Source organism: Bacillus sp. J14TS2, assembly GCF_018333015.1.
GTDB lineage: Bacteria > Bacillota > Bacilli > Bacillales > Bacillaceae_C > Lederbergia.
On sequence record NZ_BORE01000011.1, the window covers coordinates 156,204 to 165,382 of the forward strand.

Annotated in this window: 5 protein-coding genes, 21 tRNA genes and 2 rRNA genes; 2 read left to right on the forward strand and 26 right to left on the reverse strand. The window is 43.8% G+C overall.

Features of this window, described 5'->3' with window-relative positions:
* Nucleotides 1-5: 5 nt before the first annotated feature.
* Genes menH through KI375_RS17685 form a run of 3 tightly spaced genes read right to left on the reverse strand, consistent with a single transcriptional unit; the run spans nt 6 to nt 3,912 of the window.
* Nucleotides 6-815, reverse strand: coding sequence for a 2-succinyl-6-hydroxy-2,4-cyclohexadiene-1-carboxylate synthase (gene menH / locus KI375_RS17675; RefSeq protein WP_212974779.1), 810 nt, complete (start codon nt 813-815; stop codon nt 6-8).
* A complete protein-coding gene (gene menD, locus KI375_RS17680) occupies nt 812-2,551 on the reverse strand; it encodes a 2-succinyl-5-enolpyruvyl-6-hydroxy-3-cyclohexene-1-carboxylic-acid synthase (protein WP_212974780.1) in 1,740 nt (579 codons plus the stop codon). Before menD ends, menH begins: the two co-directional genes overlap by 4 nt.
* Nucleotides 2,548-3,912: an isochorismate synthase gene (locus KI375_RS17685; protein WP_212974781.1), complete on the reverse strand. Its 1,365-nt coding sequence runs from the start codon at nt 3,910-3,912 to the stop codon at nt 2,548-2,550. Before KI375_RS17685 ends, menD begins: the two co-directional genes overlap by 4 nt.
* Before the next feature lie 325 nt (nt 3,913-4,237).
* Between KI375_RS17685 and KI375_RS17690 the strand changes: the two genes are divergently transcribed.
* Nucleotides 4,238-5,161 carry a 1,4-dihydroxy-2-naphthoate polyprenyltransferase gene (locus KI375_RS17690; RefSeq protein ID WP_212974782.1) on the forward strand — a complete coding sequence of 308 codons (924 nt, stop codon included), beginning with the start codon at nt 4,238-4,240 and terminating at the stop codon, nt 5,159-5,161.
* Between the two features lie 371 nt (nt 5,162-5,532).
* A complete protein-coding gene (locus KI375_RS17695; protein ID WP_212974783.1) occupies nt 5,533-6,279 on the forward strand; it encodes a TraR/DksA C4-type zinc finger protein in 747 nt (248 codons plus the stop codon).
* A gap of 111 nt (nt 6,280-6,390) precedes the next feature.
* Here KI375_RS17695 and KI375_RS17700 read toward each other — a convergent pair.
* The 23 genes from KI375_RS17700 to KI375_RS17810 all read right to left on the reverse strand — a co-directional run.
* Nucleotides 6,391-6,462 (reverse strand) — tRNA-Glu (locus KI375_RS17700).
* Nucleotides 6,463-6,476: 14 nt separating this feature from the next.
* Nucleotides 6,477-6,567, reverse strand: a tRNA-Ser gene (locus KI375_RS17705).
* A gap of 31 nt (nt 6,568-6,598) precedes the next feature.
* A tRNA-Asn gene (locus tag KI375_RS17710) sits at nt 6,599-6,670 on the reverse strand.
* Between the two features lie 4 nt (nt 6,671-6,674).
* Nucleotides 6,675-6,748, reverse strand: a tRNA-Ile gene (locus tag KI375_RS17715).
* An 11-nt stretch (nt 6,749-6,759) separates the two neighbouring features.
* Nucleotides 6,760-6,833 (reverse strand) — tRNA-Gly (locus KI375_RS17720).
* Between the two features lie 13 nt (nt 6,834-6,846).
* Nucleotides 6,847-6,922, reverse strand: a tRNA-His gene (locus KI375_RS17725).
* A gap of 19 nt (nt 6,923-6,941) precedes the next feature.
* Nucleotides 6,942-7,017: transfer RNA gene (locus tag KI375_RS17730), tRNA-Phe, on the reverse strand.
* Nucleotides 7,018-7,173: 156 nt separating this feature from the next.
* A tRNA-Asp gene (locus KI375_RS17735) sits at nt 7,174-7,250 on the reverse strand.
* A gap of 3 nt (nt 7,251-7,253) precedes the next feature.
* Nucleotides 7,254-7,327, reverse strand: a tRNA-Met gene (locus tag KI375_RS17740).
* Between the two features lie 17 nt (nt 7,328-7,344).
* Nucleotides 7,345-7,437 (reverse strand) — tRNA-Ser (locus KI375_RS17745).
* A 13-nt stretch (nt 7,438-7,450) separates the two neighbouring features.
* Nucleotides 7,451-7,527 (reverse strand) — tRNA-Ile (locus KI375_RS17750).
* 8 nt (nt 7,528-7,535) lie between these two features.
* A tRNA-Met gene (locus KI375_RS17755) sits at nt 7,536-7,609 on the reverse strand.
* A gap of 22 nt (nt 7,610-7,631) precedes the next feature.
* A tRNA-Ala gene (locus KI375_RS17760) sits at nt 7,632-7,707 on the reverse strand.
* A 12-nt stretch (nt 7,708-7,719) separates the two neighbouring features.
* Nucleotides 7,720-7,793 (reverse strand) — tRNA-Pro (locus KI375_RS17765).
* A gap of 75 nt (nt 7,794-7,868) precedes the next feature.
* A tRNA-Arg gene (locus KI375_RS17770) sits at nt 7,869-7,945 on the reverse strand.
* Nucleotides 7,946-7,951: 6 nt separating this feature from the next.
* Nucleotides 7,952-8,037, reverse strand: a tRNA-Leu gene (locus tag KI375_RS17775).
* Between the two features lie 12 nt (nt 8,038-8,049).
* A tRNA-Gly gene (locus KI375_RS17780) sits at nt 8,050-8,124 on the reverse strand.
* Between the two features lie 29 nt (nt 8,125-8,153).
* A tRNA-Leu gene (locus tag KI375_RS17785) sits at nt 8,154-8,235 on the reverse strand.
* Between the two features lie 25 nt (nt 8,236-8,260).
* Nucleotides 8,261-8,336: transfer RNA gene (locus KI375_RS17790), tRNA-Lys, on the reverse strand.
* A 5-nt stretch (nt 8,337-8,341) separates the two neighbouring features.
* Nucleotides 8,342-8,417 (reverse strand) — tRNA-Thr (locus KI375_RS17795).
* Nucleotides 8,418-8,424: 7 nt separating this feature from the next.
* Nucleotides 8,425-8,500, reverse strand: a tRNA-Val gene (locus KI375_RS17800).
* Between the two features lie 132 nt (nt 8,501-8,632).
* A 5S ribosomal RNA gene (gene rrf, locus KI375_RS17805) occupies nt 8,633-8,748 on the reverse strand.
* Between the two features lie 302 nt (nt 8,749-9,050).
* Nucleotides 9,051-9,179: ribosomal RNA gene (locus KI375_RS17810) — 23S ribosomal RNA — on the reverse strand; the annotation flags it as partial.

Below are 9,179 nucleotides of genomic sequence, written 5' to 3' on the forward strand. Positions count from 1 at the left end.
TCCTTTCATAATTGGGATAAAAACTCCCTTACTATTGTATCAAATCTTTTCGGAACCTCCACATGAATTGCATGGCCCATATTTGGCACCTTTATTATTTTTGCATTGGACATAAATTTCGCCATATCCTTTGCAATCCGGCAAAATTTCTCATCCCGCTCTCCACAGATCAATTGCACTGGCATCCTTACAGCATTTAAATAAGGCCACCAGGAAGGCTGTTGTCCTGTGCCCATCCCTCGCAAGCTGCCAGCAAGTCCAACTGGATTTTGCTGAAGTCTTTGCTTGCGAATTTCTTCTTGACGGGTTGCAGGCAGATGTTTCTGTGTAGCGAACAAAGGAATATCCTGCCAATAATCGACAAATTCCTTCATCCCTTTTTCTTCAATCATCTGTGCCAACCGCTCATCTTGTTGGATTCTCGCTTCCCGCTCTTCTGCTGACTCTAAACCAGGCGATGCACTTTCGAGTATCAAGCTTTTCACTTTTTCAGGAAAGAGAATCGCAAAGCTTAAAGCTAATCTCCCTCCCATTGAATAGCCGAGCACATGGACTTTTTCAAGCTTTAATTTTTCTAAAATAGCTGCCAGATCATTCGCCAACTGCTTAATTTCATAACGAGGAGGATCAGCAGGTATGCTAGCTTTTCCATGCCCTAATAAATCAAGCGAAAAAAGCGTATAATCGTCTTGCATCGATTGCACAAAATCTGTCCATGTCGAATGATCGCCTGTAAATCCATGTAAAAGTAAAAGAGGAGGTCCACTTCCCTGGATCGTATAAAAATAATCTACACCATTCACATGAATCTTCATTTTTCTACACCATGTAAGTAAGTTGTTATTTCCCGGGAAACTTGATCCCACATATTCCGATGAGATGTTAGGTTTTTCGCCCTATCTGTCGGAATTTCAATCACATTTAAGCCTTTATAGCTTGCTGCTGATTGAATAGCATTTGAGAACTGTGCCCAATCTGTAATCTTTTCATATTTTCCGTTGTACAGTTGCATAGCATGCTTAAAATCCAATCCTGTCGGTGTTCCGAATACAGCTTCGAAATGCTGCTTCGAGTCTGCCTGTGGCAAATAGGAGAATATCCCTCCCCCATCATTATTTACCAAAATTATCGTCATATTTAATTCATATAATTTTGCCGCTAATAATCCGTTCATATCATGGAAAAAGGATAAATCGCCGATTAATAAAAATAAAGGTTGTTGATAGATAGAAGCCCCTAAAGCTGTGGAAACAACCCCGTCAATCCCATTCGCACCACGATTGGCCATGACGTTAATGCCTTGATTGTTTTTATGAAAAAATGTGTCTACATCGCGAATCGGCATACTATTGCCAACAAAAATCGTGCTTTCTTTTGGTAAAAGTGGAAAGAGCTCATAAAAGACTTTCCCTTCTTCTAAATCCTGTTCTTGAGACATATGGTTTTCGATTGCTTTTTTCGCTAATTGATCTAGCTGTTGCCATTGCCTTAACCATTCATCAGCTTTATTTTCTTTTACAAGATTCGTCAATTGCTGACAAAATGCGGTCTCATCCATTTGAATCATCTTGGTACCCAGATGATAAGGATCTCGCCAGCCTGCCTGGCCGTCGACAACATAATGCGGAATCCCACGCTGTTTTTTCATAAAGAGTGAAAGTGGTTTGGATACCGGCATCGCGCCAAATCGCAAAATAAAATCTGGTTGGAATTGCTGAAGCACACTTTCTGTTTTGAGAATGGCGTCATAACTGTCGATGACTAGCGCCTTGTCCACTCGAAGCTGAGACAAAGGATCTGCTAGAATCGGAAAAGCTAATTTTTCAGCCAATTGGATGATCGCATTTGCAAAATTGGGTTGATCCATCTGCCCACAAATAATCAAGCCATTTTGATAATGAGTAAGGTCTTCTGCCATTCGCTCAAGCATCGACTGTGGTAATGTGAATTCCCCTGCAATAATTTCACATTCCGTTTGCTCCTCTGTGAATGGATAGGGATCAAGAGCTGGAAGCAATGGCTCACGAAGCGGCACATTGACATGTACAGGACCTGAAACAGAGCTTATACATTCTTTTACAGCGCGATGAGCAACCATTTTGGCATAGGTTAGCTGTTCTGCACTATTTTCAGGTAATGCCATCTCCACGAACCATTTCACATGGTCGCCATATAAAGCAAGCTGATTAATCGCCTGCGGTGCCCCTACATCTCGTAACTCATGAGGCCGGTCTGCCGTTAATACAATCAAAGGCACTCGAGATAAGTTCGCTTCAGCGACTGCTGGAAAGTAATTGGCTGCCGCTGTCCCTGATGTACATAATAGAACGACAGGCGATTTCGAAGCTTTTGCAAGACCGAGCGCAAAGAATCCTGCAGACCGCTCATCAATATTGATATATGTGTTAATCTTTTGGTGCTCTACCATTAACAAAGCAAGCGGTGTTGAGCGAGAACCAGGACTTATGACTACATCTTTGACACCCGTTTGCACAAGTCCGGTGATAAAAGCGGCTAAATACTCGGTCAAAGCTTGTTGATGTAATTTCATAGGCTCTCCTTCCCAAAAGCACGCAACATTGGTTGGAATTTAATCCGCGTTTCAACGAGTTCTTTCTCAGCATTGGAATCAGCAACTATTCCACACCCCGCATATAAATAGGCGGAGCTCCCTTTTGCAAGCCCTGAACGGATCCCAACGATAAATTCCCCGTTTCCTTGGTAGTCTGTCCACCCGATCGGACTCGCATAAAAACCACGATCCATGTTTTCCTTGTCACGGATTATGTTCATCGCTGATCTTGTCGGCACCCCGCCCATGGCAGGGGTTGGATGAAGAGATTGCACCATTTCCAGAATAGAACAATCTCGTTTCGACCTACCTTTTACAGGGGTATATAAATGTTGGATATACGGCGTTTTTAATAAGATCGGTTCCTTAGGTACGAGCATTTCTTCACAAAATGGGCGTAAGGCATCTTCAATCATCGATACAACTAACTCATGTTCGAAAAGGTTTTTCGGATCCTGTAATAAGCTGTCTCCTAAACGTTTATCTACCTGTTTATTTTCTCCACGAGCCGTCGAGCCCGCTAAACAAGTTGATAGAACTTGCTGATCCATTTTTTCAATCAACCGTTCCGGCGAAGCACCAAGAAAACAGCTATCCCCAGCTTCCATCGAAAATACATAACTATTCGGTTGCTGGGATAATAGCTGGTCGATAATGGGCTCTGATCGCAAAGGCTCCGTAAAATCAAGCTGCAATTTTCTAGCCAATACAACCTTTTGCATATCAGTGGTTTGTAATGTATTGACGACCTCTTCCACACTTTTCAGCCATCCCTCTATATCATATTCCTTTTGGGCTAATCGTTCTGGAATACTAAGGGACTCACTCTTCATTTTCTTTACCCATTGTTTTACTCGTTCTCCACCCTCTAGATTCATTGAGTCGAATTGATTAATCGTTAGGAAATAGTGTTCCTGTGAACAAGTGATCATGATTTCAGGTAAATAAAAGAGGGCATGCCCAAAGTCTTCCCATTCACTAGCCGGCATTTGCTGGGAATCAAAGGAAAAGCCGCCAAATAATAAGGGGCCAGTTCCTGCTACATCATAGTTATTTTCAATCTGCGCTTCTTGTATCAGCTTGTCCCATTGCTGCTGAATCTCCGCAAATCTGCTCTCAGGGGATTTACTTGTAAGCGATAAAGCAACCCCTACTCCTACCATTTCACAGGTACCATCAGCGTTTTTCCAATAAAATCTTTGTCCTATTGAAGTAGGACGATGGGACTGATAAAAAACAAAAAGATCACATGGATCTATAGGTACTGTATAACTAAAAAGCTTGCCCCTCTTGATTGCAGTTGATTGTTCAAAGCGACTGGGGGATAATATTGTCTTCAAAGTCAATCTCTCCTAAAGCTACGTTCTAAAGTCTGTATACTTCTTTATTATATATGAAGTAGCACGTTAAATGTAGTGTTCACACTTAGGAAATCATTTCCCATGAATATTTACCCAGAAAGGATTGACACTTTGTGATACTTTTCATAAACTTTATAAGAGACTAAGAAGATATTGATCATAAAAGTGACGTCATGCGGGCATGGTGCACATGGCCATTAGGCCAACAGGACATTGGTCACAAAGGCATTGCAACAGGACGTCGCGGTTTTAGCCTTTGATCCTGATTATTTTATTATTTGTTCATTAGAGGAGAGACGTTTCTATGAAAGCTCAGACTAGTTCTGTTATACAAGCAGATAAGGGCTGGAGAATATGGTGGCAGCTTGCACGCCCTCATACCCTTACAGCAGCATTTGTCCCAGTATTGCTTGGAACTGCTATCGCAGGTAAAGATTATGCCATCCATATCCCTTTATTTTTAGCAATGATGATCGCAAGCCTGTTAATTCAAGCCGCGACCAATATGTTTAATGAATACTTTGATTATGTGCGAGGATTGGATCATGAGGAATCGGTTGGGATCGGTGGAGCGATTGTTCGAAATGGTGTGAAGCCCAAAACAGTTTTAAAATTAGCCTTTATGCTCTTTGGCATTGCCCTTCTACTCGGTGTCTATATTTCGCTAACCACCAGCTTATGGATTGCAGTGATCGGTTTTGTCTGTATGCTTGTCGGATATTTTTATACGGCTGGCCCTCATCCGATTGCCTACACACCCTTTGGAGAACTGATGTCAGGCTTTTTTATGGGATTTGTCATTATTCAAATCGCTTATTTCATCCAAACTGGGGCGATTTCTCAACAAAGTGTGCTCATTTCCATTCCGGTTTCCGTGCTTATTGGCAGTATTATGCTCTCCAATAATATTCGCGATTTAGATGGCGATAAAGAAAGTGGTCGTAAAACGATTGCGATTCTCATTGGAAGAAAAAATGCGATTAAATTATTAGCAACGATGTTTGCTTTTTCCTATGTATGGATTATTTTTATGACAATTTTTACGGATGCACCTTATTGGTTATTCGTTACCTTCATAAGTATTCCTAAAGCTGTACAAGCAGTAAAAGGCTTTATGGGAAAAACTGAACCATATGAAATGATGCCAGCAATGGTTGCTACAGCAAAAACAAACACGTTTTATGGACTCTTAATGTCCGTTGGTGTGATTCTTAGCTACTTTATCTAAACCTAGCTCTCCTTAAAGGAGGGCTTTTTTATCCCGAATTAACTGGCAGTAAGACCCCCATCAGGAATTCCAGGTGAAAACGAGAGTGATAAGTGGGGGACAACTGCCAGTAAATACCCGATTGGTTCAGGCCTGCAGGACGCAGGTCACAAAGGTGTTGGACGTACAGGACGTACTAGTGCGGGCGAAACGACAGGATGTCGTGCTTTGAGCCTGCCGCTTTGATCCTTAACATTCAGTGGGGGATGAAGTTTCACTTTATGTTTATCACCCTTTCTTTAGAGGAAAAGATAAGTAATCATAAAAGATCCTGATTAGCATTTTAAAAAGTGCTTATACTACTTTTGAAGACTTGAAAGGGATGTGCCATGATGATTACCAAAGAGCAGATGACGAATTTAAAAGCAGAGCTTTTACAACAGAAGCAACAACTTGAAATAACAGATGATGAAGATAGTTTTCGGAATCGCAGTGCTTACGAAAATATTGGCGAACTTTCTCTTTATGATAACCACCCAGCCGATGCGGGTACAGGTTTTTATGAAAGAGAAAAAGATATGGCTCTATCTGTACATGCTCAAGATGAGCTAGGAAAGGTTGAACATGCCCTACAAGCAATGGAGAAAGGGACATATGGGCAATGTGAAGTCTGCGGGAAAGAGATCCCTTATGAACGACTGGAGGCTCTTCCTTCCACAACCTATTGTATTGACCACTCGCCAGAACAAAAAGTGCCTGAGGATCGACCCGTTGAAGAAGAAATCTTAAAACCAGCCCATGACAATTCCTTTTCCAATCGATATAAAGGTCCAATAAAAGATTACGAAGACAGCTTCGAACAGGTCGCAAAATTCGGAACCTCAGAGACCCCATCAGATTTTGTCGGCGATTATGATGATTATAATAAGCTGTATGAAGACGAAAGCAAAGATGGAACCCAAGAGGAGTATGAGACCTTTAGCGTAACCGATATGAGTGGGAAGCATCGAAGTACCCTGCAAACAGAGGAAAAAGAAGAGTATGAAGAACAGCTGGACGACACCGGAATGGAGTCGCCATTGGGAGATATCCCTTATAAAGAAAAAGACAGCTATGTTGATGATGATCATTCGGATTAAGAGAACAATAAGTACTGGCTATTGGCGACAAGCAAACTAGCATCAGACAAGTCGTTTCTGAATCCATAAAAAAGATCACAACTCCTTTTGAAGTTGTGATCTTTTTTGAGATGACCCCTACGGGATTCGAACCCGTGTTACCGCCGTGAAAGGGCGGTGTCTTAACCGCTTGACCAAGGGGCCTTAAAAATATGTAATGGCGGAGAAGGAGGGATTTGAACCCTCGCGCCGCTTACGCGACCTATGCCCTTAGCAGGGGCACCTCTTCAGCCACTTGAGTACTTCCCCGTAAAAACATTTGTTAGAAAGCATTAGACAACTCCGCAGGTAGGATTCGAACCTACGACCGATCGGTTAACAGCCGATAGCTCTACCACTGAGCTACTGCGGAATAGTGGGCCTAAGTGGACTCGAACCACCGACCTCACGCTTATCAGGCGTGCGCTCTAACCAGCTGAGCTATAGGCCCTTCGTAAAAAATGGAGCGGGTGATGGGAATCGAACCCACGACAACAGCTTGGAAGGCTGTAGTTTTACCACTAAACTACACCCGCAGAAAATTTATAATGGGGCGACTAGTGGGAATCGAACCCACGAATGTCGGAGCCACAATCCGATGCGTTAACCACTTCGCCATAACCGCCATATCGCATCATTTAAAATGGTGGCTCAGGACGGAATCGAACCGCCGACACAAGGATTTTCAGTCCTTTGCTCTACCGACTGAGCTACTGAGCCTTAAGTTACGGTTTACGCTAAGCTTCGAAATTCTTTGTCAGCGTACTCTTTCACATCCACACGTACTAAGTACGTTTCGATGCTCTCTCGAACGCTTTCTCGATCTTCACGCTTATCCTAAACCTTTCATTTAACAATAAGTTTATGTAATACAAATGGCGGTCCGGACGGGACTCGAACCCGCGACCTCCTGCGTGACAGGCAGGCATTCTAACCAACTGAACTACCGGACCAAATTGCGGGGGCAGGATTTGAACCTGCGACCTTCGGGTTATGAGCCCGACGAGCTACCAGACTGCTCCACCCCGCGACGATTTTTAAAGTATATGGCGGAGGAAGAGGGATTCGAACCCCCGCGCGGTTTAACCCGCCTGTCGGTTTTCAAGACCGATCCCTTCAGCCAGACTTGGGTATTCCTCCAGGAATAAAAACATGGTGGACCTTGTAGGACTCGAACCTACGACCGGACGGTTATGAGCCGTCTGCTCTAACCAGCTGAGCTAAAGGTCCATTGTTGATAGCGGCGGAGGGGATCGAACCCCCGACCTCACGGGTATGAACCGTACGCTCTAGCCAGCTGAGCTACACCGCCACATTGATTAATTCACATTCATTGGTGGAGCCTAGCGGGATCGAACCGCTGACCTCCTGCGTGCAAGGCAGGCGCTCTCCCAGCTGAGCTAAGGCCCCATTAAAGAATAATCGGGAAGACAGGATTCGAACCTGCGACCCCTTGGTCCCAAACCAAGTGCTCTACCAAGCTGAGCTACTTCCCGTTTAATGTGAGAAATAGAATGTTGGACGTTATAAATTTGGTAAAACATTATTATTCCAAATTCTACTTTTAGAATTGGCGCGCCCGAGAGGAGTCGAACCCCTAACCTTTTGATCCGTAGTCAAACGCTCTATCCAATTGAGCTACGGGCGCTAAAAATGCCGAGGACCGGAATCGAACCGGTACGGTAGTCACCTACCGCAGGATTTTAAGTCCTGTGCGTCTGCCAGTTCCGCCACCCCGGCATAATCATAATCTGGAGCGGAAGACGGGATTCGAACCCGCGACCCCCACCTTGGCAAGGTGATGTTCTACCACTGAACTACTTCCGCAGATATGGGTGCTTACAAAATAATTTAAGTGCGGGTGAAGGGAGTCGAACCCCCACGCCTTGCGGCACTAGATCCTAAGTCTAGCGTGTCTGCCAATTCCACCACACCCGCTCGATGAATTGGAACAACTATCAAATGGTGAGCCATGCAGGATTCGAACCTGCGACCCTCTGATTAAAAGTCAGATGCTCTACCAACTGAGCTAATGGCTCGTCCATGGTGCCGGCCAGAGGACTTGAACCCCCAACCTACTGATTACAAGTCAGTTGCTCTACCAATTGAGCTAGGCCGGCAAAATAATGGTGGAGGATGACGGGTTCGAACCGCCGACCCTCTGCTTGTAAGGCAGATGCTCTCCCAGCTGAGCTAATCCTCCATTATAAAATTGTGATGAGCAGTGCATTACTATGTCAGCTTCATTCGTTCAGTCAGTCACGTACCGGAGTACGATCTTTTCTTCACTCAATTGCTTCCTTGTTCTGCTTGCTCCTCTCAATTTTATTTATTAGCCTGGCAACGTCCTGCTCTCACAGGGGGAAGCCCCCTATTACCATCGGCGCTGAAGAGCTTAACTACCGTGTTCGGGATGGGAACGGGTGTGACCTCTTCGCTATTGCCACCAGACTTCATTTGCATAAAATATGTTTTTACTTAGTAGAAGATTCGTTTAGAATCGACATTATTTATTATAACCATTTTTATGTAAAAAGCAAGAGAAATTTTTGTTATTCTCTCAAAACCAGATAAAGAAGAAGATAAACGAGAAACACCATTAATTAGATCCAGCTACAACGCCTATCGACTAGTAAACTTTTACGCTTCTTCCTACGATAAGTCAACATCGGCTCATTCTTCGCCGTGTTTCCTTTATCTCGTCAGAATCTAGAAAGTTTATACGTCGATGAACAGGCGTTTTCGCCTTTCATTTGATTAAGTCCTCGACCGATTAGTATCCGTCAGCTACATGTGTCACCACACTTCTACCTCGGACCTATCAACCTGATCATCTTTCAGGGGTCTTAAGGCTTACGCCTAGGGAAATCTCATCTTGAGGG

Excerpts from the sequence above, each read along its gene's own strand:
- menH (WP_212974779.1), bottom strand. The coding sequence starts at position 815 with ATGAAGATTCATGTGAATGGTGTAGATTATTTTTATACGATCCAGGGA.
- KI375_RS17690 (WP_212974782.1), top strand. The coding sequence starts at position 4,238 with ATGAAAGCTCAGACTAGTTCTGTTATACAAGCAGATAAGGGCTGGAGA.
- menD (WP_212974780.1), bottom strand. The coding sequence starts at position 2,551 with ATGAAATTACATCAACAAGCTTTGACCGAGTATTTAGCCGCTTTTATC.
- KI375_RS17695 (WP_212974783.1), top strand. The coding sequence starts at position 5,533 with ATGATTACCAAAGAGCAGATGACGAATTTAAAAGCAGAGCTTTTACAA.